We start from the raw sequence: 21,835 nt of genomic DNA, 5'->3' as shown, positions 1-21,835 counted from the left end.
GCCGGGGCCGCGATCAGAAGGCGGGCGCGTATTTCCAGTCGTCGGCGTCCGGCGTGACCTCGGCCGGGTCGTAATCCGCCGCCGCCAGCCGCTGTGCCACATCCAGTCCCTGCGCCGCCGCCATGTCGACCAGCGCCCGGCCGCGCGCCTCGTCCCGCGCGATGCCATGGCCGCGGAGCAGGTCGAGCCCGTGGTTGAACTGGCCCACCGGATCGCCGGCCTCGGCCGCGCGCCGGTCCCATTCGGCGGCCGCATCCGGGTTGTATTCGCCGCCCAGCCCGTTGTTGTCGAGCTGGCTCATCCAGGTCATCGCCCCGGTCCAGCCCTGGTTGGCGCAGTTCTCGAACAGCGCGCGCGCCGCCGCGTGTTTGCCGGACTTCGTCAGCATGTAGCCCGAGGCACAGAGCACCATGCCCGTCTCGCCGCGTTCGGCGCGCTCCAGCATGCTGCCCCATGTCATCTCGTCGGGGTTCAGCGTGCCGTATTCGTCTGCCAGCGCGGGCGTGGCAAGCAGGAGGGCAAGGGCGGTGGCGCGGATCATGTCTGGGTCTCCTCGAAGGGGTCAGGACTTGCGTCGGATCAGCCCGCGCGCCGGGTCGTACCCCCAGAGCGCGAGCACGGTGAAGACGGCGGTGGCGACCAGCGTCCACAGGAGCGCCCATGGCGAGAAATCGACATGCAGCGCGAAGCGGATCAGTTCGACAGCGTGGGTGAAGGGGTTCAGGCGGCAGATCCAGTAGAGGATTTCCGAGGATTCCTGCATCTTCCAAAGGGGATAGAGCGCGGAGCTCAGGAAGAACATCGGGAAGATGACGAAGTTCATCACGCCCGCGAAGTTCTCGAGCTGCTTGATGAAGGACGAGAGCGCCAGCCCGAGCGACCCCAGCATCAGCCCGGCCAGCACGAGCGCCGGAAGGATGGTCACATAACCCAGTGGCGGATGGTCGATCCCGAAGAGCGCTGCGATGGCCAGGAAGGCGTAACACTGCAGGATGCCGATGAAGGTCGCCCCGCAAAGCTTTGAAAACAGGAGATACCATCGCGGCAGGGGCGCAGTCAGCAAAAGCCGCATGGACCCCATCTCGCGGTCGTAGACAAGGCTCAGCGACGATTGCATCCCGTTGAACAGCAGGATCATCCCGCAAAGGCCGGGCACGATGTAGGTCTCGTAGGTGATGTAGGTCTGGTAGGGCGGGATGATCGACAGCCCCAGCGCCGCGCGGAAGCCCGCGGCAAACACCAAGAGCCAGACAAGCGGACGCACGAGGGCGGCCAGGAACCGCTCTCTCTGGTGCACGAACCGCAGAAGCTCGCGCGCGGCGATGGCGCGGAAGGCGGGCCAGAGCGGGATGCGGGACGAAGCGCTCATGCCTCCACCCCGGTGGCGTTCAGGAACCAGTCCTTCAGCGACGCGCCAGCAGTCAGCTCGTCGGCCCGGCCGCGCGCGCGGATCTGGCCGCGGTGCAGCAGGATCACGTCGTCGGAGGGCCGCACCTCGTCGGTGAGATGGGTGGCCCAGAGCACGGTCAGCCCGTCCGCTGCCAGGTCATGCACGTGATCGGTGATGGCCGAGCGCGCCTGCGCGTCCAGACCGACGGTGGGCTCGTCGCAGAGCAGCACGGCGGGATCGTGCACAAGCGCGCGGGCGATCTCCGTCCGCCGCCGGTGGCCGCCATTCAGCGCGCGCACCCGCTCGCCCGCGCGTTCCAGCATCGAGAGCCGGTCGAGCGCCGCCGAGATCCGCCCGTCGGCGTCCTTGCCCGAAAGCCCGTGCAGCGCCGCGAAATACGCAAGGTTCTGCCGCACCGTCAGGTCGAGGTCGAGCGTCGGCTGCTGGAACACCACGCCCATCTTGGCCAGTGCCGCGCGCGGCGCCGCCGCCATGTCGTGCCCCGCGACGGAGATCCGCCCGCTCGGGGAGGTGAAGAGCCGGGTCATCAGCGCAAAGAGCGTCGACTTGCCCGCGCCATTCGGGCCGAGGAGGGCGGTGAACCGCCCCGGTTCGGCCGAGAAACTCACGGCGTCGAGCGCCTGTTTCGCACCGTAGGAGAAGGAAAGATCGGAAACGGTCAACATGATGGGCAGAATGATAGCGTCATGCACCGGGTTGCAAGCGCGACCCTCGTATCACTCCGACGCATCCCTGCCTTCATCTTGGCAAAAATACCTCGGGGGAGCGCCGAAGGCGCGGGGGCAGCGCCCCCTCCGCCCCGTCCGTCTGCCGCACCGGCCAGTCTGGCAGCAATCGCGGGCGCGGGCAGCGCCCGCGCCGGGGCGACGGACGGCAGTCCGGCGCAACCTTCCGCCGCAGGCTTCACTCCGTGGGCCGGAAGGCCGCGCCCCAGGGGAAGCGGCCCACCTTGATGGTCTTCAGCGCCTTGCGCTCCGCCACGTCGACCACCGTCACGTCGCCCGAGACGCCGTTGGTGGTGAACAGCAGCGACTTGTCCGCGTTGAACGCCATGTGCCAAACCCGGCGGCCGACGAGGATATAGTCCTCGACCTCGTAGGTCTCGGCGTTCACCACGGAGAGGTGGTTCGACGGTCCCAGCGCCACGAAGGCGTGGCTGTCGTCGGCGGTCAGCTCGAAGCCCACGGGCTGGACCTTGTCGGGGTGCACACCCTTGATCTCGAAGCCGAACTTGGCCTTCTCGGTCTGCGTCGCCACGTCGAAGACCGACACGGTGCCGCCGATCTCGGCGCTGACCCAGAGCTCGGTCCCGTCCTTGACGAATTCCGCGTGCCGCGGCCGGGAATCGACCAGTGTGTTGGCAAAGAGTTCCTGCGTCTCCGTGTCGATCCAGTGCGCCATGTTCGTCGTCTCGGAGGTGGTGATGGCGATCTTGCCGTCGGGCGAGACGGCCATGCCCTCGGGCTCGATGCCGACATTGATCTGGGCCACGACAGTGCGGGTTTCGGTATCGACGACCGTGGTGATCGCGTCGTCCTCGTTGGCGATGTAGAGGTGGCGGTTGTCGGGGTGCAGGACGAACTGTTCCGGGTCCTCGCCCGAGGGCAGGTCGTGCAGGATCTCGCCCGAGACCGGGTCCATGACCTGCACCGCGTCGCTGTCCGAGGCGCAGATGTAGACCACGGAATAGTCGTGGCTGAAGGTGATGCCGCGCGGGCGCTCTCCGGTCGGGATTGTGCGGGTGACTTCCATCGTCCCGATATCGATCACCGACACGGTGTTGTCCTTCTCGTTCGTCACCCAGATCTCGTCCGCCGTGGCGGCGTGGGACAGCAGGAGGGCTGCGAGGAGCGGTGTGTATTTCATGGTCGTGTCCTTGCGGTGTCTGCGGGGGCCGGGTGCCCTTGCCGGTGGCGTGCGCCCCGGCGGGGGCGTGGCATTTCAGGTATTTGGGCCAAGATGAAGGTCAGGGTCCGGGCCGGGATGGCGAGTGTGTCGCGGCGGGTCAGCCGGCGAAGGCGGTGCAGCCGCTTTCGGGGGCGTCGAGGCCCAGCGTGTCGAGTTCCGAGACCGGGTGCAGGAACCCTTCGAGCGGGGCGTCGGCGACCAGTGCGCCGCGGTGGGTGAGCGGGATGGACTGGCGCAGCTGGCCGTTCCACGGCCGGAAGGTCAGCGGCCGGCCCTTGAAGCCGCCGAGTTCGAAGGCGTCGCCCAGCATGTAGGCCCTGAGGTCCGGCGCGGCGGTCGCGCCGGAGCGGGTGACCGCCTCGCCGATGGCGCGGACCGCGGCCCAGGCGGCATAGTCGCGGGGCAGCATCTCGCGCCCCGTGGCCCTGGTGAAACGTGACTGGAGCTGGGCCGCGCCCCATTGCTCGACCGCAGGCGACCAGGCGGCGGGCATCAGCCCCTCGCTGCCCGCGACCGGGCGCGGCATCCAGGTGTTGTAGGGGATGTAGCGGGCGAAATCGTTCGTTTCGTCCGCGGCGATCAGCACGTCGTACTTGCCCAGTTGCTGGGTCAGCAGCGGCACCTCGGCGGCGGCGCTGCGGCGCAGGTCGGCGTCGAAGGTCCATTCGGCGGTGCGGCGGATCGAGAGGCCGAACTTCTTTGCCGAGGCGCGGTAGCTTTCTGCCAGCGCCTTGTCGCCGGGTTTCGGGCCCTCGATCATCACCAGCGCGGTCCAGCGTCGCATCACGAAGAACTGCATGAGCGCGTCGGTCAGCATGGCGCGCGAGGGCAGGGCGTGCAGCACGTTGGCGCGGCAGTCGGCGCCGCGCAGCGCGGTTTCGGGCGCGGCGGTGTTGAAGAGGAGCGCACCCGCGGTGTCGGGCATGTCGGCGGCCTGCAGGAGCGTGTCGGCGGGGGCGTCGATCACGAGGAGGTCGGTTTCGGCCAGAGCCGCCTCCACCGCGCCGGCGAAGTCGCCGTCCGGCGCCACCGAATGCTCGGTCAGCGTCCAGGTCTGGCCCATGAAGGTGCCGGTGGTGGCGTTGTCGGCGATCCCCAGGCGCGCGCCTGCGATGCCGAGGTCGTCGGGCACGGGGTCGAGGTTCGACAGGGTCGGGGGCAGCTCGACCTCCTGCCGGAGCCAAGCAACGCGGATCTCTGCCGCCCAGATCGGGCTTGCCGACAGCAGCACGGCTGCCGCCGCCGCTAGGATCGTGCGCATCCTGTCCTCCCTCAGCCGCTCACCCGGAAAGGATCGGGGTTGCGGGCCGCGCCCTCAATACGACCAAGGTCTTGCGGGGCCGCCCGTCGCGCCACGAAAGTCCAATGGTGCGGCGGCGCGGCGCTGGCTTATCACCATCGGCAGACGCGATGAGATCACCCCGGACGGGAGGAGGAAACGATGAAGACCTTTGCGATGACGGCCCTTGTGAGTGTGCTGCCGGTTCTGGCTCTGGCCCATGGCGACGTGGCGCCGCAGGCGGTGGACACCACCGGCCTGCCGGAGGTCGGCGAGGAGTGGCTGACAGAGAACCCCTACCGTGCGGAGGCTGCGGGAGAGGAAGTCTGGGACAAGGCGGTGAAGATCGGCGCCTCCGGCTACAACCAGAACTGTGCGCGCTGCCACGGGCTCGAGGTGATCTCGGGCGGGCTGGCGCCCGACCTGCGCTTCCTGGAGGCGGAGGAGTACGGCGACGAGTGGTTCATCGAGCGCTTCCGCCACGGCTACACCCAGAACGGCACCACCAAGATGCCGGCCTTCGGCGAGCTTCTGGGGCAGGAGGCGGCATGGGCGATCCGCACCTACGTGGAGACCCGCCCCGACGACGATTCCATGGCCGGGGTGGCCGACGAGCTGAAGGGCCTGCGCGACCAGCTGGACGCGCTGTCGACCGGATCTGGCGATGCGGACGGCGAGGCGATCAAGGCGGAGCTGACCGAGATCGCCGCCGGGATCGAGACCATGTCCGGCGCGCCGGTGGCCGACAGTGCCGCCAGCCGGGCGGCGGCCTTCATCGACGGGACCGAGGAGGGCTATCGCCACGCGGCAGAGGCCTTGACCATCGGGCTGTCGGCTGCACACTGAGCGCGAACGGCCTTCGGGGAGGAGTGGCATGGTTCGACATGCGGGTGTTCTGAACACCGTCGGCAGGGGGCTGCGCGCCCTTTTGCCCGCCCTGGTACCGGGTGTGGTGGCCGGCGCGCTGCTGGCCGCCGGCACCACCGTGGCCCGCGCCGCCGATCCCTGCGCCGACTACGTGCCGCAGCCCAAGCCGCAGAACGCAGGCCGCGACATCGTCGGCCAGGACCTCGACACGATCCGCGAGCGGGGCTCGATGACCTTTGCGGTCTACGAGGATCATGCGCCTTATTCCTGGGAAGAGAAGGGCGAGGCGAAGGGCATCGATGTCGACGTGGCAAAGCTGGTGGCGGAGTTCATCGGCGTGACGCCGGTGATCCGCTTCGTCGCCGCTGGAGAGAACCTCGACGCCGATCTGCGGCACAACGTCTGGCAGGGCGGCATCGTCGGCGGGGCGGTGTCGAACGTGATGATGCGCGTGCCCTACGACTCGGCCTTCCGCTGCCGGGTGGAGCAGGTGGTCTTTCCCGGCCAGTACCAGGAGGAACACATCGCCATTGCCTACCGCGCGGCGGAGTATCCCGACGGCGGGCCGGTCCCGGCCTACTTCCGCTTCGACACGGTCGCGGTGGAGAACGATTCGATCTCGGACTTCTACCTGACGAGTTTCGCGGGTGGCCAGACGGCGGCAGGCGTGCGACGGTATCCCACGATGGAGGCGGCGATGGCGGCGCTGAACGCGGGGGAGACGATGGCGGCGATGGGGCCGCTGGCCCAGCTCGAGTTTTTCCGGGGTGAGGGCGTGGCGATCCACGAGCCGCCGCTGGCGGGGCTGGCAAAGGCGCACTGGCCAATCGGAACGGCGGTGCATTTCGCGTGGCGGCCACTGGGATACGAAGTCGAGGACGCGATCTCTGCGGCGATGGCCGACGGCCGGATCGCGGGGATCTTCGAAAGATACGGACTGACGCACAATCCACCGGAATGGTGATGTTATCAATTGGTCTAATATGCCCGACGGGCGCTGCGCGCCTAGGCTGGCGCCGGAGAGAGAGGACAAACCCATGCAAATGAGCGATTCCCGTACGATCAAGGCCCCCCGCGAGGTGGTCTGGGAAGCGATCCTGAACCCCGAGGTGCTGAAGGCCTGCGTGCCCGGCTGCACCGAGATGTCCGGCTCTGCCGAGGAGGGGTTCGAGGCGACCGTGGTCCAGAAGGTCGGCCCCGTGAAGGCGACCTTCAAGGGACAGGTGAACCTCGAGGACATGGATGCGCCGAACACCGTCAAGCTGGTGGGTGAAGGCAAGGGTGGTGCAGCGGGCTTTGCCAAGGGCAGCGCCGTGGTGAAGCTGGAAGAGGCCGAGGACGGCACGCTTCTGACCTACGACGTGGACGCCAGCGTCGGCGGCAAGCTCGCGCAGCTTGGCAGCCGGATCATCGACGGTTTCGCCAAGAAGATGGCCGACCAGTTCTTCTCCAACTTCCAGGAGGCGGTCGAAGGCCCCTCCGATCCCGACGCCGCGCCCGAGACGGAGGCCGACGACGGCAAGAAGAAGGGCTGGTTCAAGCGGATGGTGTCCAACTGATCCGCCGATCAAATCCGCACTCCGGGGTGGGTGCATTCTGTGACAAACGATTTTCCAGGGAGGGAAACGATGGTTGAAGTGACGATGAAGGTGAACGGCAAGTCCGTCACCAAGTCGGTCAAGGGCAACACGCTCATGACGGAGTTCCTGCGTGAGGAGCTGCGCCTGACCGGGACCCACGTGGGCTGCGACACCTCGCAATGCGGCGCCTGCACGATCCACGTCAACGGGCTGCAGGTGAAGGCCTGCACCATGTTCGCCGCCGAAGCCGACGGCGCCGAGGTCGGCACGATCGAGGGGCAGGCGGCCCCGGACGGGACGCTGAACACGATCCAGCAGGCGTTCCAGGACTACCACGGGCTGCAGTGCGGTTTCTGCACGCCGGGCATGGTGATGGCTGCGGCTGCGCTGCTGAAGGACAACCCGAAGCCGACCGAGGCCGAGGTGCGTCACCACCTCGAGGGCAACATCTGCCGCTGCACCGGCTACCACAACATCGTCCGCGCCATCCTCGCGGCCTCCGGGCAGGACGTGCCCGCGGTCGCCGCCGAGTGATTTCGGAAGGTGCGTGTGAACACGCACCCTGCACCTGAACAATTTCCGTAGGGTGCGTGATTTCACGCACCATTCCCAGGGAGGAATAAATGCCGAAGGATCATGGCATCGGCGCAAGCCAGAAGCGGCGCGAGGACGTGCGCTTCCTGACCGGAGCCGGTCAGTACACCGACGATATCAACGTCTACAACCAGGCGTATGTCTATTTCCTGCGTTCCGACGTGGCCCACGGGAAGATCAATTCGATCAACACCGAGGCCGCCGCCGGCATGCCCGGCGTCGTCCGCATCTTCACCGGTGCCGACTTCGAGGGCGTCGGCGGTCTGCCCTGCGGCTGGCAGGTGACCGACAAGCACGGCGAAGTGATGAAGGAGCCGCCGCACCCGGTGCTGGCGCAGGGCAAGGTCCGTCACGTCGGTGACCCGATCGCCGCGGTCGTGGCGGACACGCTGGAGGAGGCGCGCACCGCCGCCGAGGCCATCGAGCTCGACATCGAGGAACTGCCCGCCGTGGTGAACATGGCGGCCGCGCTGGAGTCCGGTTCCGCCAAGGTGCACGACGAGCTGTCGGACAACCTCTGCTACGACTGGCAGTTCGGCTCCGACCCGGCAGAGACGCAGGCGGCCTTCGACAGCGCCGCGCATGTGACGACGCTGGAGCTGACCAACAACCGCCTCGTCGCCAACCCGATGGAGCCGCGCGTGGCCGTGGGCGAGTACAACCGCGCCAACGACGAATCCACGCTCTACACCACCTCGCAGAACCCGCACGTGATCCGCCTGCTGATGGGCGCCTTCGTCCTCGGCATCCCGGAGCACAAGCTGCGCGTCGTGGCGCCCGACGTGGGCGGCGGCTTCGGCACGAAGATCTTCCACTACGCCGAAGAGGCCTTTGTCACCTTCGCCTCGCGGCAGCTGAACCGCGCGGTGAAGTGGACCTCCTCGCGCTCCGAGGCGTTCATGTCCGACGCCCATGGCCGCGACCACGTCACGACCATCGAACTGGCGCTGGATGCGGACAACAACTTCACCGCCGTGCGCACCAACACGATGGCCAACATGGGCGCGTACCTGTCGACCTTCTCGTCGTCGGTCCCGACATGGCTGCACGGCACGCTGATGGCGGGCAACTACAAGACGCCGCACGTGCTGGTGAACGTGAAGGCGGTCTTCACCAACACCGTGCCGGTCGACGCCTACCGCGGCGCGGGCCGCCCGGAGGCAACCTACCAGCTGGAGCGGATCATCGACAAGGCCGCGCGCGAGCTGGGCGTCGATCCCATCGCGCTCCGCCGTCAGAACTTCATCACCGAGTTCCCGTACCAGACGCCGGTGGCCGTGGTCTATGACACCGGCGACTACGTCGCGACGATGGACAAGATGGAAGAGCTGATGGACCTCGGCAACTTCGAGTCGCGCCGCAAGGAAAGCGAAGCGAAGGGCAAGCTGCGCGGTCTGGGCGTCAACTGCTTCATCGAGGCCTGCGGCATCGCGCCGTCGAACCTCGTGGGGCAGCTCGGCGCTCGTGCCGGTCTGTACGACGCTGCCACCGTGCGGGTGAACGCAACGGGCACCATCTCGGTGCTGGTGGGCGCGCACAGCCACGGGCAGGGGCACGAGACCGCCTTCCCGCAGGTCGTCGCCGAGATGCTGGGCATCGACGAGAACATGATCGACATCGTGCACGGCGACTCCGCCAAGATCCCGTTCGGCATGGGCACCTACGGCTCGCGCTCCATCGCGGTCTGCGGATCCGCCATGGTCCGCGCCACCGAGAAGATCATCAACAAGGCCAAGAAGATCGCCGCCCACCTGCTGGAGGCCGCCGAGGCGGACATCGAGCTGAAGGACGGTCAGTTCTCGGTCGCGGGCACCGACAAGTCGGTCGCCTGGGGGGATGTGACGCTCGCCGCCTACGTGCCGCACAACTACCCGCTCGAGGACATCGAGCCGGGTCTCGAGGAGACGGCCTTCTACGACCCGTCGAACTTCACCTATCCCGCGGGCGCCTATGCCTGCGAGGTGGAGGTCGATCCGGAAACCGGACTGGTCACCATCGAGAAGTTCGTGTCCGCGGACGACTTCGGCAACGTCATCAACCCGATGATCGTCGAGGGCCAGGTGCACGGCGGGATCGCGCAGGGCATCGGGCAGGCGCTGCTTGAGAACTGCGCCTACGACGAGAACGGCCAGCTGCTGAGCGCGTCCTACATGGACTACGCGATGCCGCGCGCCGACAACCTGCCGATGCTCGACAGCTATCTCGTGGACCACTCCTGCCAGACGCCCTGCACCCACAACCCGCTGGGCGTGAAGGGCTGCGGCGAGGCCGGGGCCATCGGCTCTCCGCCGACGGTGGTGAACGCGGTGATCGACGCGCTGCAGTCGGGTGGCCACAAGGTGGAGCACATCGACATGCCGGTGTCGCCGGGCCGCGTCTGGGCCGCGATCAACGGCTGAATGGAGAGCGCCGGGGGGCTGTCTGCCCCCCGGACCCCCCGAAGGTATTTTTGCCAAGATGAAGGTGGATGGCCTTCATGAGCGGCAGAGGAGGAAACAAGATGTATTCATTCGATATCGTTCGGCCGACGTCCGTGGCCGATGCCGTGTCGGCGCTGGGGCAGGAGGACGCGCAGCCGCTGTCCGGCGGCCAGACGCTGATCCCGACACTGAAGCAGCGGCTGGCGATGCCGTCCGTGCTGGTGAGCCTGTCGGCCATCGACGAGCTGAAGGGCGTGTCGTCGGACGGCGGCGTGCTGACCGTCGGCGGCGGCACCACCCATGCGACGGTGGCGGCAGAGGCCGGGGCCTATCCGGCGCTGGCGTCGCTGGCCGGCCAGATCGGTGACCCGGCGGTGCGCAACCGCGGCACCATCGGCGGGTCTCTGGCCAACAACGATCCCTCGGCCTGCTATCCGGCGGCGGCGCTGGGGTCGGGGGCGACGATCGTCACCAACACCCGCGAGATCGCGGCCGACGACTATTTCCAGGGCATGTTCACCACGGCCCTCGAGGAGGGCGAGCTCGTCACCGCGGTGAAGTTCCCGATCCCGGAGAAGGCGGCCTACATCAAGTTCCAGCAGCCCGCGTCGAGGTTCGCGCTGGTCGGCGTCTTCGTATCCAAGGGCGCGGATGGGGTGCGGGTGGCCGTGACCGGGGCCTCCGAGGAAGGCGTGTTCCGCTGGAGCGAGGCGGAAGAGGCGCTGTCGGGCGACTTTTCGGCCAGCGCGGTCGAGGGGCTGTCGGCGCCGTCGGGCGAAGGGATGATCTCTGACCTGCACGGCAGCGGTGCCTATCGTGCGAGCCTGGTGAAGACCCTGACGAAGCGGGCGGTGGCCAAGGCCAACGGCTGATCCTATCGGGTTCGAGTTCTGGAAGCTCCCGGTCCTGCGGCCGGGAGTTTTCTTTTTTAGTGGGGTTCAGAGCGTGCGGAGGTTGCCGTCCCTGTCCACCAGCGTGATGCGGAGGAGGTCGGCGTCGGTCCTGAGCTTTTCGAGGCGCGGGACATCCATGAAGACCGCCGCGGTGGAGAGCGCATCGGCGGTCGTGGCATCGCGGGCCTCGATGCTGACGGTGGACCAGAGGGGGTCTTGCCCCTGCGGCCCGAGGATGTGCGCGTTGGCACCGAGGCGCAGGGCGCCGGGGCTGGAGGTGGCGCGGGCGGCGTTTTCGAGCGTCAGGTGACCCAGAGATCCGTGGTCCGGATCTTCGAGGGAGAGCCGGAAGGGTCCACCGATGGCCGCCTGTTCGCCGATGTCGATCAGCGCTTTTGTGAAGCCGCGCCCGGCGAGGGAGGCGCGGATCAGGTCGGTGGCGAAGCCTTGGGCGATGCCGTTCAGGGTGAGTTGCTGACCCGGGTCCAGACAGGTGCCCTGTGCCGTGCGGCGCACTCGGTGCCAGCCGAGGAGGGCGCGGGCGGGCGCGGTTTCGCGGCCTTGGGCCAGGGCCTGCCAGAGCGGTTGCACCGTCGGATCGAAGAGGCCGTCCGTCAGCGTATGCGCCCTGTCGCAGGCGTCAATCAGCGCATCGAAACGGGCGTTGGGTGCAAGAAACCCGCCTCCGTTCAGGCGGAAGAGGGCCGAATTCGGGCGGTAGAGGCTGAAGAGGCTTTCGATCTCGTCGAGTTGCGCGGGGAGGTCGGCCAGGGCCGCCTGTGTCTCCGTGCGCGGGCCGGTCAGGGTGACGGAAACCTCGGCTCCGAGGGCGCGGCCCTGCCATGTGGAGGCGAAGGCGTGGCGCGGCGCGCAGGCGAAGGCAGCGGCGAGGGTGAGGACGCGGCGGCGGCTGAGAAGGGGCAGGGTCATTCGGCGGGCACCTCGTTGGGATGTCCGGTGACGCGCGGCGGGCGCTTGGTGGAACGGGCCTTCAGGATCAGCGGAACGCATTGTCGCGCATCGTCGTGGATCGTCACGCAGTCGAGGCACTGGAAACACTCGTCATACTGGATGGCGCCGGTCTTTCGGATGGCGCCGTAATTGCATTTCACGGTGCAGAGCTGGCAGGGAGAGCCGCATTCGACCCGGCGCGGAATCCAGCGGCGCAGGCGCAGGGTGCCACCAATCGCCATGAGCGCGCCGAGCGGGCAGAGGTAACGGCAGAACCCCTTGAAAGTGAAGAGTGCGAGGAACAGCCAGAAGGCGGCGTAGGCAACGTAATACCATTCACGCAGGAAGAAGGTGGTGATGGCGGTCTTGAAGGGCTCGATCTCGGCCGCCTTGTCCATGTGGCCGGGGACGATCACGGTCACGGCGACGAGCCCGGCCAACGCCACGTATTTCAGTTTCTTCAGCCGGTGGTCCCATGTGCGCGACGGTTCCAGGCGCGGAAGATGCAGGAAACGCCCGATATGATGCGCGAACTCCTGCAATGCACCGAAGGGGCAGAGCCAGCCGCAGAAGAGCCCACGGCCCCAGAGGAGGAATCCGAGGATCACCGCCCCCCAGATCATCAGCGAGAAGGGGTCGTAGAGCAGGAAGGCGAAATGCCGGGTGGAGAGCGCCGCCTGCAACGTGGCAAGCGGCGTCACGATGGAGAGCTGCCCCTGTCCCCACCAGCCGATGAATCCCGTGACGAAGGCGAGGATGGTCAGCCGGACGGGTGTGAAGACACGCAGCCCGGCGAGGCGGCTTTGCGCGAAGAACAGGACGGGCAGGAGGAGCGCCAGGAAAGCCGCCAGAACCATCAGGTCGTCGGCGCGGTTGCGGATCGCCTCTTCGAAGGGGGACAGGCGCCGCGTCTGGCCGGGACGGACAAAGAACCGCTCATCGGTTGTGACCTGCGCCTCGATCGTGACGGAGCCGACCTGCGGCTGGAAGACGCCATGCTCGCGGATGGCCTGCACCGTAAAGGTCCACGGCGCGGCCGGGTTGAAGCCGAGCCGTCGGTCGGTGCGCAGGATCATCGCGGTGCCGTCGTGCAGCGCCTCGGGCACCTGATCCGACAGCTGTACGAAGAGGTCGGCGTCGCGCAAGGCCACGGGGAAGCCGTTCTGGTCCGCGCCCAGCCAGTCGGGCGCGGTGTTGCGGACGAAGTCGGGCGAGACGAGGCCGTGGCGCGCGGTCTCGACCACCAGGATCGGTTCGTCGAAGGTGGATATCTCGCGGAAGCGGTCGAGCTCGCGCAGCGTGCCCTCGGACAAGAGCGCGCGGGCGATGGAACGCGGACCCAGATCGGCGATCCAGAGATCGAGGTAGGGCGCGTCGGGATCGGCGCTGGCTTCGGGATCGTCGTTGGCCCAGAGCGTGCCCTCGAACAATGCCTCGATTTCCCCGTTGGTCAGGGTTTTGTGCGTCAGAAGCCCGTTTTCGTTCAGCGAGTCCCACGTCAGGTCCTCGTCTATGTCGGGGTTGGGATAGGCGGGCGGCCCGGAACTGATGCCGCCCATCTTCTCGCGTGCGACCTGCAGCGCGGCGGCAAGGATCGATTCGTGCGCGATGCGGACCGATGCGGTCGCCTTCGTCACCCCGTCGAGGTAGACCAGACCGCTGCCGTCAGACGCGCCGCCGTAAGGCGTGCCGACCACGAGGCTGTCGGAAATGGAATGGCCGCGGTACTGCTCCATGAAGGCGTGGAACGGCGCCTCGCCCAGGCCGGAGACGAAGATCGGCTCGTTGTGGGTCAGGAGTTGCACGTCGAGAAAACGGCCCTCGAGATCCAGCACCACGAGCGCGTTGATCGGCGCGCCGGAGAAGCCGGGCAGGGGGGCCATCGGTTCCGTCTGGAAGACATAGCCCGCCTGCGCGCCGCCGGAATTCAGCAGCTCATAGACGCCGTTGTCGGAGATCTGCGCACCCATCGACATGGGCGCACGGATATGCGTGGCGAGTTCCTCGGGCGAGAGAACCTCGGCCAGAGCGATGACCGCGCTGGCAAGCCAGAGCGCGGCGGCGATGATGAAACGTCCTCCCATGGGCGGCACGTTAGGCGCGGCAAGGGACGTGCGGAATTCGACCTTGGTGGGGGGCTTTGGCAGGGGAATGTCTGGTAGGCCCGGCAGGATTGCCAGTTCCTATTCTCTCCAATCGCTTAGCAAGGTGAACCGCCAAAAATCGAGTATTGAAACCATTGGCGAAATTCATTCTGCGGCGAACCTGAAACCCACTGGTAAGGCAAGGAAAAACCCCGGTGCGCTGGCGGGCGCGACCGAGGTTTCAAAGGCTTACGAAGCAGGTCAGCTTCCCCGGAAGAATACCCCGAAAGGCACCCGCGTTGCAATCGTCAAAGCGGCCCGAGCCATTGCCAAGGCGCTTGTCGTAGGCATCAGCGCAGAGCGCGCGGCTGGGCTGGTCACGATCTTCTCGGCCCGTTTGGACGAAGATCAGAAGGCAGGCATCGCCTACGCGGCCCTGCGCAGCATGAGCAGCCAAGAAACCGCCTATCAGGTGGCGTCTCTGGCTGTCTTCGGCCCCGTCCAGGCGGAGGTAGCGCAATGACCTACCACTGCCCTGCCTTCGCGCCTGCTGACGAACTTGAGCGTCTTCTCTTCCACATGCCGACCATTGCCGAGAAATCGGAGAACCAATGGCCGCGCAGCTTTGCGCAATCCATCGTCCGCCAGTCCAGGCGGCGCGGCTGGAAGCCTTCCACGAAGCAACTGTCCATGATGCGCCGCTTGGTCTCCGACCTGTTCGTGCATGGCTACGAAGGGGGCGACACCGACGTGCTGGAATAGCCGTGTGCATGGTGCGGTGCTGAGGCCCCGCGCCATACCATTATAGGTTTATGCGCGGTTTTCTCCTGTCACGTCACGCAATGAGCATGACGCCAAAAAAGACCATGCCACGGTTTGCCGCCTTCCCGTGCCAAAGGTGGCTATTTGCCGGGGACTCACCCGACCCGCTCTCCATCCGGCTCCGTCTAGGGGAGGGCAGAAACGCGACTACGATACCCACCGGCGGTCAATGCGACCGGGGACTGGGGCAAGGGCAACCCGTCTCGCCTAGTGCTGGACGCCTTGTCACCGGGGCAGGTTCAAATCCTGCGGGGAAGCGGCTGGCCCCCGAGACAGGGCATCGCGTGGATACGGCAAAGGAAGCGACGGGCCTTTCCCTGCATGACGGGGGGAAGGAGCGGGTGGCGGACGTGTGCCTTGTGAAAAAAGAGGCATCGATCTGTCGAAACGAGGACGCAGACGTTTGCTTTGTAAGGGAAATCTGATATGATCTTTCTTGCTCGAAGGGACGCAGCGCAGGCGAATGCCGCGCATCACGCGAAACCCACCGAAGCGCGAATGATACCCGCCCGCAAGGCCGAGCCTGCGGAAAGGGACGCCCGACCAGGGCATGACAACCGCGCAAATTCGGTGATCTTCTCATGAGCAACCAACACGAAACAAAATTCCTTTGCGCGAAGATCGCGCCAGATCCCGATACAGGGTCAATCTCTGGCTACGGGGCGATTTTCGGCAACAAGGACCAAGGCGGGGATATCGTCGCCGCGGGCGCATTCCGGGCAAGCCTTGCCGCAGGACGACCGGTCAAGATGCTCTGGCAGCACGACCCCAACAAGCCCATTGGCGTTTGGGACGAGGTGTCAGAAGACACGCGCGGCCTGAGGGTCAAAGGGCGCGTCATTACCGAGACCGAGGCGGGCCGGGAAGCCATGGCGCTTGTACGCGCTGGAGCGATCAACGGCCTGTCCATCGGTTACAGAACCAAGATGACGCAGCGCGGCACTGACGGGGCACGGATCATCACCGAGGCGGAGCTCTGGGAGGTGTCCCTCGTCACGTTCCCGATGAATGAGCAGGCGACCATTACGGATGTGAAGCGGCTCACCTGCCAAGCGGACGTGGCACGGCTCCTGAAATCTTCGGGACTGCCAAACCGTGCTGCCGAGAAGATCGCATCGGGCGGATGGCCTGCCCTGCGCGGCGATGAACTCACAGAATCCGAAACCAAGAACATCGCGGCGTTGCTGACGCGCGCGGCAAGCAATCTGAAAGGTTGAACCGATGGAAACCAACGAACTGATCACTGCCGTCGAAGGCATCAAGACCGCTACCGATGGCTTTGGCAAGAAACTGGCCGAACTGGCCGAGATCAAGAGCAGGATTGAACGGATGGAAACGGCTATCAATCGCCCTGGCGGCGGCGTTCCGGGCCGCGTGCACGACCCGCGCAGCGATGCCAAGGCGCAGATGCTCCATTTCATGCGCACCGGCAACGGCCTTGAGGCAGTCGATACCAAGCAGCTGCAGGGCAATATCGGGGCATCCGGCGGCTTCGCCGTCCCGGAGCAAATTGACGCAATGATCGTTGACCAGATTGCGAACATCTCGCCCGTGCGGCGCGTGTCACAGGTCGTTTTGACCTCCTCGCCCGACTATGTGAAGTTGATCGGTGTACGCGGCACCGGCACCGGATGGACCAACGAGACCGGGACCAGGAGCGAGACGGCAACCCCGCAGATGGCGGCGGTTCGGCCCTCAATGGGCGAAATCTACACCTACGGCACCGTGACCCGGCACCTGCTGGAAGACGCGGCCTTCAACATCGAGGCTTGGCTGATCGAGAACATCGTGACTGAGTTCGCGGTGGAAGAAGGCGCGGCTTTCGTAACTGGCAACGGGGTGAACAAGCCCACCGGCTTCCTCGCGGGTGATGCGCCTGTGGCCGATGGAGACGCAACCCGCGACTTTGGCGTGCTGCAATACATCCCGACCGGGGCAAGCGGTGCGTTTGCGAGCAGCAACCCGGACAACGTGCTGTACGACGCTATCGCGGCGCTCAAGCCCGGATACCGGGCGGGCGCGGTGTGGATGATGAACAGCACAACCGCCGCAGCGGTGCGCAAGATGAAGGACGCAGACGGGCGCAGCCTGTGGGCTGACAGCCTGGCCGAGGGGCAGCCCGCGCGCCTGCTGGGCTATCCGGTAGAGATTGCGGAGGACATGCCCGACATTGGCGCAAACTCCCTCGCTATCGCCTTCGGCAACTTCACGCGGGGATACCTCATCACCGACCGTGCAGGGATGACCATGATCCGGGACGAGGTGACGCGCCCCGGCTTCGTGAAGCTGTACGCGGCCAAGCGAGTGGGCGGTTCCGTATCGGACAGCAATGCAATCAAGCTGATCAAGTTCGCGGGCAGCTGATGAAATCCGCGCAGGCGATTTTTCCTTTTTCCCGCCTGTGTCGAGCGGATCGGAACTTGTTCCGGTTCGACCAAGCGGCGGCGCTTCTCGTCCAGAGCGCCGCCGCCACCTATCAACCACGGGGGGGGCGGGGCAGTCTCCACAGCCTTTGGCCGAGGGACCGGCGGGGGGAGCCTTTTTCCCGCATTCACAATTCAGGAGGTTTGACCATGGCACGACCTAGGATACCTAAGGCAGTCGCCAAGATCACCGGCGCAGACGAACGCAGCCCGGGCCGCTTCAAGGATCGAAGCGAGCCGGAGGTTTCCGGGCTCGGGCCTGCACCGCAACGTTTGACGGATGCGCAGCGGGAGATCTGGGACGAGTTCAAGGCTGATTTTCCGTGGCTTGGCCGGTGCGACCGTTCCCTTGTGGAAAGTGCTGTTCACCTCTTGGGCCTGCTGCGCGAGCTGGGGCGGGAGGCACCGATCAGCCTGCACGCGCAGCTCCGCCTTTGTCTCAGTTCGATGGGTGGCACGCCGGTTGACCGAGGCAGGGTGTCGCCGTTGGCAGATGATGACGAAGACCCCGCAGGCGAGTTCATCAACTGACCCACAAGCCAAGAAGGACCGGCGGCATGGCCAACGAGACATACATCGCAGCGGCAATCTCAAACGTCGCTCAAGAAGCTGTGGACTTTTCCCTGCAGCAATGCAGGGCGACAGGCAGCGACCCCATAATCGCGCTCATTGGCCTTCGAGACACGGCGGAGGAAATGGTGCGTTGCGCGACTGAGGCGATCCAGCACATCGAGAAGGAGCGCCGAAAATGACGGTCACCGTTGGTGATATCGCTGTCTCTGTCTCTGCCGATATCGGCCCGCTGCAACGTGGCCTTCATAGAGGCGGGCAGAGCGTCAAGAAGTTCGAGCGTGACTTTGACGCCATGGGGGCGCGGATCGCTAATGTCGGCGCTATCGTCGCGGCCAGTGTTGCTGCAGTTGGCGCGGGCGTTCTGCATATGTCGCAGCAGGCCGCGCAGGCCGCCAAGGAGATCCAGACCCTTTCAAACGTCGCCGGGATTGGAACAACCGAGTTCCAAAAGCTGGCGGTAGCGGGCGAGGCTGTTGGCTTCTCCGCCGAGAAGATGGCCGACGTTTACAAGGACGTGAACGACAAGTTCGGCGACTTCATGGCGAACGGTGCCGGGCCGCTCAAGGACTTCTTCGAGAACATCGCGCCGGCTGTCGGAGTGACGGCTGAACAGTTCGCCCGGCTTTCCGGTCCAGAGGCTTTGCAACTCTACGTGTCCTCGCTTGAAAAGGCGGGCCTCACGCAGCAGCAGATGACCTTCTACATGGAGGCTCTGGCAAACGACGCGACGGCCCTACTCCCGCTTCTGCGGAATAACGGTCAGGCGATGCGCCAGTTGGGCGACCAAGCCGAGAAGACCGGGCGCATTCTCTCGGAGGACATGATCCGCAAGGGCGCGGAGCTGGATCGCAAGTTTCAGGAGCTTTCCAGCACGATCCGCACGCAGGCGCTTTCCGCCCTTCTGGACTACAGCGACGAAATCCTGACCCTTGGCCGTTGGGTTTCGGATGTCGCAATCCCGGCGATCACTGGATTTGGTGAGGAATTTGGACGTTTCGCAAAAGCTGTTGCCCCGGCCATTAAGGCGCTTAAGGATTTTATGGCCCAGATCGACAGCGCGCTTTCAAAGGCGTCGGAGTTCCCTGGCTTCGATGCCGTAAAAAACGCCGCGCTTGACGGCATGAACCCGTTCCGACGCGCTAGGCGCGCCATGAATAGCATTACCGAGGTGTTCGGTGGCGGTGGCGGTGACGACGAGGTTCTTAATCTGTCGCTGGACGATGACGGAAACTGGACGGACGACACTTCACCTTCAATCGTTCTTGGTGATCCTCCACCGACTACCCCTCCGGGTTATGTTTACAAGCCGCCCCCAGAGCGTGGCGGCGGCTCCAAGAAAAAAGGCGGCGGGGGCGGCAAGAAGGGCGCAACCCTTTCGCGCGACGATTTCGAGGACTTCGCCAATCAACTCGCGTCTCAGACGGAACAGCTAGAGGCGTGGCGCAAAGACGAGTTGGAGAAGCTGCGCGAGTTCCGCGATGCCAAACTGGCGACGGAACAGGAATACAGCGAAGCTGAGGCCGCGATCATGGCCGAATATTCCGACAAGAAAAAGAAGATCGCGGATGCAGAGCGCGCCGCACTGGTGCAGGCCATGTCTGGCATGTTCGGCGACCTTTCTTCGCTGATGCAGTCCGAGAACAAGAAGCTGTTCAACATCGGCAAGGCGGCGGCGCTTGCGAAGGCCGCAGTTGATGGAGGCGCGGCGGCGGTGGCCGCGTGGGACAAGGGCATGGACATTGGCGGGCCGGGTATGGCCTTGGCATTCTCGACCGCCTCCCTCGCAAAAACCGGCTCACTGATCGCGGGTATCCGTGCGCAACAGATCGGCGGCGGCGACGGAGGCGGATCATTCGGTGGTGGCGGCGGTGGATTCGCTGCCAATGCGGCGCAGCCCCAAGCGCCGCTCCAGGTATCCATGCAGGCCATTGACCCGAATGCGCTCTACTCGGGCGCAGCACTCCAAACCCTGTTCGACCAACTGACGGACGAGGCGGGCGCGCGAGGGCTGCAATTCGTGGGCGTGGCCTGACCAGCTTGAAGAAGTGGCAAAACGCATCCTCGCGCGCAATGCGGAGGGCTGGGGAGCTGCTGAAACACGTGGAGCCGTCCAAAGGTGGGCGCCCATCGGTAGCGATATCAGTTTTACCCGCAAGTCAGTTGCTGAAATGCTGGCCAAGCTGGTGGTCCGCAACGCGATGGGCGCGCCGATCTTGCAACGGTAGAGGGAAAATTAGAAGCCAGCGGCTTAAGACTTGGCGACCTCTCCACCAAAGCTTTCCGGTTCTTCAAAATTTAGAGCAGAAAGTTTCTGTTCTTCTGTCAGAAGAGCGTACAGTCCCAACATCGGTAGGGGAGGTGCTTTCAGCACTTCAGGTTCAGATGCTGGCCTCGCCTGCATCCTAGCCATTCTCTTACCAAATTTCACAACCTTACCCATGTAGTAAGTCATGACAGGCCTCTCTTAAGAACAGGTTCACCGCTTCCGTCGGTACCATCAACAAAACCGAACTTGCTGCGATAAAGTTCCGCCAAATCTCCGTTCAAAGGCTGAAGATGGATTTCTTTTCTACCCAGACGTTGCCCATATGTAGCAGCCAAATCAAGCATTAGTAAGGCCCTGCTCCCCTTAATGTGACAATCTGGCCTCGGGTCTCCTTCAAGGAAGCGTACCAATACCCTACTGGATGACATCTTGATGAGCGACAAGGCGGACAACCTCTCGTTCACATACAGCGCAACAACCTTGTCTTTAACTTCGCGGTGGCGTCTGGCGATCTCTGCCCAGTCCCAGCCTCCATCACTATGCCGATCCTCGTTAACCCATTGAGAAATAAAGTCTTCCTCGACTGACCTCGACCAGAGCCTAAAAGTGTACTTTGCCTTGATGTGAGGCATCATGTTTTTGTAAGAGGACTGCACCGCATCCGTCCAAGCGGTTGCAGCCCTTGCTTTCGCTCTCGCGACCTCACTGCCCAATTCATCATCTCCAACGCACGCCGAATCTATCGGAGTTCCGATCTAGCACCGATCGAGCGTTGACTGATCGTCCTTCTTGTGGGACACATGATCTTGCATAACGTCGCTGCTCGACAGCGATTATCTTTACGGGGCCCGCTATGTATAGTGGGCCCCGCTTTAGTTGGTACAACGATTTTGATTCGGAGTCTACAGATTGGACGCCAACTGGCACCAGTTGAGAACCACCTTCAGCTTCCCGCGCGATCCTTCTGGCCCTTGACGGCGCTTCGCTCCCCAAGCAACTTGACGCCCTTGGAAACGCGCCGTGTAACCTCCGTCACCATCCGCGAATTGGTAAGACCAACTTCACTTCCTCAGCCTTACCCCTGCGCCGCCACCGTTCTCAGGGATGAACTCGACCCCGGCGGCTTCGAGGGCGTGGCGGATCGCAGCAATGGCCGCATCGGACGCCTTGGTTTGGCCCGCACCCTCCGCACGCTTGACAGTTGGCACAGATACCCCCGCCGCCTCTGCCGTCATAACCTGCGACCATCCAAGCAAGGCGCGAGCCGCCTGTATTTGTCTGCCGTCCATCTCAACCCTTGATCCCTAAGGATCAATGTGCATATTGATCCCTACGGATCATACCACAATCGGAGAACACGACAATGACCAATCAACCCGCCAGCGGGAACAATACCGCCCGCCCTGAAATCCTCGGATACATCGCAGCAAGGCAGACGGAGGTGATGATTCTGCACGATATGCTCTCCGCTCTGGAGTACCTGGACAACGAAGGAGCCTGCAAAAACGAGTGCACGTCACTGATCATGACGGCCCGTCGCATGGCCCATGACTTGAATGTAGCTCTGGACTCGGTGAATTTGCCGGACGTGGAGGCCACGAAATGACGCCCTATCACAAACTGTGTGACCTGCCACGGGATTTTTCCTCCACCGTCGATTAGAGTCCGGCCCAACCTGAGGACGGACAATGAAGCGAACGAGATTCACGGACGAGCAGATCATCGGCATCCTGGCCGAGCATGAGGCCGGCGCGAAGTGCGCCG

At 64.9% G+C, this 21,835-nt stretch carries 24 protein-coding genes; 14 read left to right on the top strand and 10 right to left on the bottom strand.

Annotated features, from left to right (window positions below; all coding sequences use genetic code 11):
• Positions 1-13: 13 nt before the first annotated feature.
• The 5 genes from ACU0DV_RS02555 to ACU0DV_RS02535 all read right to left on the bottom strand — a co-directional run bounded on the left by ACU0DV_RS02555 (position 14) and on the right by ACU0DV_RS02535 (position 4,580).
• Positions 14-541, bottom strand: coding sequence for a tetratricopeptide repeat protein (locus ACU0DV_RS02555; protein WP_370311734.1), 528 nt, complete (start codon positions 539-541; stop codon positions 14-16).
• A gap of 21 nt (positions 542-562) precedes the next feature.
• Positions 563-1,369, bottom strand: a complete 807-nt coding sequence (locus ACU0DV_RS02550) for an ABC transporter permease (protein WP_446243036.1) — start codon at positions 1,367-1,369, stop codon at positions 563-565.
• Positions 1,366-2,076 carry an ABC transporter ATP-binding protein gene (locus ACU0DV_RS02545; RefSeq protein WP_446243037.1) on the bottom strand — a complete coding sequence of 237 codons (711 nt, stop codon included), beginning with the start codon at positions 2,074-2,076 and terminating at the stop codon, positions 1,366-1,368. The genes ACU0DV_RS02550 and ACU0DV_RS02545 overlap by 4 nt, the downstream gene beginning before the upstream one ends.
• Before the next feature lie 238 nt (positions 2,077-2,314).
• Positions 2,315-3,277: a YVTN family beta-propeller repeat protein gene (locus ACU0DV_RS02540; protein ID WP_446243038.1), complete on the bottom strand. Its 963-nt coding sequence runs from the start codon at positions 3,275-3,277 to the stop codon at positions 2,315-2,317.
• A 139-nt stretch (positions 3,278-3,416) separates the two neighbouring features.
• Complete coding sequence (locus ACU0DV_RS02535) at positions 3,417-4,580, bottom strand: ABC transporter substrate-binding protein (protein WP_446243039.1); 1,164 nt, start codon at positions 4,578-4,580, stop codon at positions 3,417-3,419.
• Between the two features lie 180 nt (positions 4,581-4,760).
• Between ACU0DV_RS02535 and pedF the strand changes: the two genes are divergently transcribed.
• The 6 genes from pedF (at position 4,761) to ACU0DV_RS02505 (ending at position 10,931) form a co-directional block, all read left to right on the top strand.
• Positions 4,761-5,444, top strand: a complete 684-nt coding sequence (gene pedF, locus ACU0DV_RS02530) for a cytochrome c-550 PedF (RefSeq protein ID WP_100930698.1) — start codon at positions 4,761-4,763, stop codon at positions 5,442-5,444.
• 28 nt (positions 5,445-5,472) lie between these two features.
• On the top strand, positions 5,473-6,429 hold the full coding sequence (locus tag ACU0DV_RS02525; RefSeq protein ID WP_283983221.1) for a substrate-binding periplasmic protein: 957 nt from the start codon (positions 5,473-5,475) through the stop codon (positions 6,427-6,429).
• Positions 6,430-6,502: 73 nt separating this feature from the next.
• Complete coding sequence (locus tag ACU0DV_RS02520) at positions 6,503-7,024, top strand: CoxG family protein (protein WP_446243040.1); 522 nt, start codon at positions 6,503-6,505, stop codon at positions 7,022-7,024.
• Positions 7,025-7,093: 69 nt separating this feature from the next.
• Positions 7,094-7,579 carry a (2Fe-2S)-binding protein gene (locus tag ACU0DV_RS02515; RefSeq protein WP_100930696.1) on the top strand — a complete coding sequence of 162 codons (486 nt, stop codon included), beginning with the start codon at positions 7,094-7,096 and terminating at the stop codon, positions 7,577-7,579.
• Between the two features lie 89 nt (positions 7,580-7,668).
• Positions 7,669-10,038, top strand: a complete 2,370-nt coding sequence (locus ACU0DV_RS02510; protein WP_446243041.1) for a xanthine dehydrogenase family protein molybdopterin-binding subunit — start codon at positions 7,669-7,671, stop codon at positions 10,036-10,038.
• A 101-nt stretch (positions 10,039-10,139) separates the two neighbouring features.
• Positions 10,140-10,931 (top strand): FAD binding domain-containing protein, encoded by a 792-nt coding sequence (locus ACU0DV_RS02505; RefSeq protein WP_446243042.1) that lies wholly within the window; start codon positions 10,140-10,142, stop codon positions 10,929-10,931.
• Between the two features lie 66 nt (positions 10,932-10,997).
• Here the strand turns inward: ACU0DV_RS02505 and ACU0DV_RS02500 are convergent, their stop codons facing one another.
• Both ACU0DV_RS02500 and ACU0DV_RS02495 read right to left on the bottom strand, forming a co-directional pair.
• Complete coding sequence (locus tag ACU0DV_RS02500; protein WP_446243043.1) at positions 10,998-11,882, bottom strand: FAD:protein FMN transferase; 885 nt, start codon at positions 11,880-11,882, stop codon at positions 10,998-11,000.
• Positions 11,879-13,987 (bottom strand): 4Fe-4S binding protein, encoded by a 2,109-nt coding sequence (locus ACU0DV_RS02495; RefSeq protein ID WP_446243044.1) that lies wholly within the window; start codon positions 13,985-13,987, stop codon positions 11,879-11,881. Before ACU0DV_RS02495 ends, ACU0DV_RS02500 begins: the two co-directional genes overlap by 4 nt.
• On the opposite strand from ACU0DV_RS02495, the gene ACU0DV_RS02490 reads away from it, so the two are divergent.
• From ACU0DV_RS02490 to ACU0DV_RS02460, 7 genes are all read left to right on the top strand, one after another.
• Positions 13,935-14,510, top strand: a complete 576-nt coding sequence (locus ACU0DV_RS02490) for a hypothetical protein (RefSeq protein ID WP_446243045.1) — start codon at positions 13,935-13,937, stop codon at positions 14,508-14,510. The genes ACU0DV_RS02495 and ACU0DV_RS02490 overlap by 53 nt on opposite strands.
• Entirely contained in the window at positions 14,507-14,749 is a 243-nt protein-coding gene (locus ACU0DV_RS02485) for a hypothetical protein (protein WP_446243046.1), read from the top strand. The genes ACU0DV_RS02490 and ACU0DV_RS02485 overlap by 4 nt, the downstream gene beginning before the upstream one ends.
• A 641-nt stretch (positions 14,750-15,390) precedes the next feature.
• Positions 15,391-16,026 (top strand): HK97 family phage prohead protease, encoded by a 636-nt coding sequence (locus ACU0DV_RS02480; protein ID WP_446243047.1) that lies wholly within the window; start codon positions 15,391-15,393, stop codon positions 16,024-16,026.
• Positions 16,027-16,030: 4 nt separating this feature from the next.
• Positions 16,031-17,173 (top strand): phage major capsid protein, encoded by a 1,143-nt coding sequence (locus ACU0DV_RS02475; RefSeq protein ID WP_446243048.1) that lies wholly within the window; start codon positions 16,031-16,033, stop codon positions 17,171-17,173.
• Positions 17,174-17,382: 209 nt separating this feature from the next.
• Positions 17,383-17,763 carry a hypothetical protein gene (locus tag ACU0DV_RS02470; RefSeq protein WP_446243049.1) on the top strand — a complete coding sequence of 127 codons (381 nt, stop codon included), beginning with the start codon at positions 17,383-17,385 and terminating at the stop codon, positions 17,761-17,763.
• Positions 17,764-17,789: 26 nt separating this feature from the next.
• On the top strand, positions 17,790-17,984 hold the full coding sequence (locus ACU0DV_RS02465; protein WP_446243050.1) for a hypothetical protein: 195 nt from the start codon (positions 17,790-17,792) through the stop codon (positions 17,982-17,984).
• The gene (locus ACU0DV_RS02460; RefSeq protein WP_446243051.1) at positions 17,981-19,837 is read left to right on the top strand and encodes a hypothetical protein; all 1,857 of its coding nucleotides are present in this window, start codon (positions 17,981-17,983) and stop codon (positions 19,835-19,837) included. The genes ACU0DV_RS02465 and ACU0DV_RS02460 overlap by 4 nt, the downstream gene beginning before the upstream one ends.
• 216 nt (positions 19,838-20,053) lie before the next feature.
• Here ACU0DV_RS02460 and ACU0DV_RS02455 read toward each other — a convergent pair whose 3' ends face one another.
• The 3 genes from ACU0DV_RS02455 to ACU0DV_RS02445 all read right to left on the bottom strand — a co-directional run bounded on the left by ACU0DV_RS02455 (position 20,054) and on the right by ACU0DV_RS02445 (position 21,360).
• Entirely contained in the window at positions 20,054-20,257 is a 204-nt protein-coding gene (locus ACU0DV_RS02455; RefSeq protein ID WP_446243052.1) for a hypothetical protein, read from the bottom strand.
• Complete coding sequence (locus tag ACU0DV_RS02450; RefSeq protein WP_446243053.1) at positions 20,254-20,784, bottom strand: hypothetical protein; 531 nt, start codon at positions 20,782-20,784, stop codon at positions 20,254-20,256. Before ACU0DV_RS02450 ends, ACU0DV_RS02455 begins: the two co-directional genes overlap by 4 nt.
• Positions 20,785-21,132: 348 nt before the next feature.
• Complete coding sequence (locus ACU0DV_RS02445; RefSeq protein WP_446243054.1) at positions 21,133-21,360, bottom strand: helix-turn-helix domain-containing protein; 228 nt, start codon at positions 21,358-21,360, stop codon at positions 21,133-21,135.
• Positions 21,361-21,434: 74 nt separating this feature from the next.
• Between ACU0DV_RS02445 and ACU0DV_RS02440 the strand changes: the two genes are divergently transcribed.
• Positions 21,435-21,677: a hypothetical protein gene (locus ACU0DV_RS02440; protein ID WP_446243055.1), complete on the top strand. Its 243-nt coding sequence runs from the start codon at positions 21,435-21,437 to the stop codon at positions 21,675-21,677.
• The last annotated feature ends 158 nt before the right edge of the window (positions 21,678-21,835 follow it).

This window comes from Sagittula sp. (genome assembly GCF_052825245.1).
This window is presented reverse-complemented; position numbering and strand designations above follow the sequence as displayed.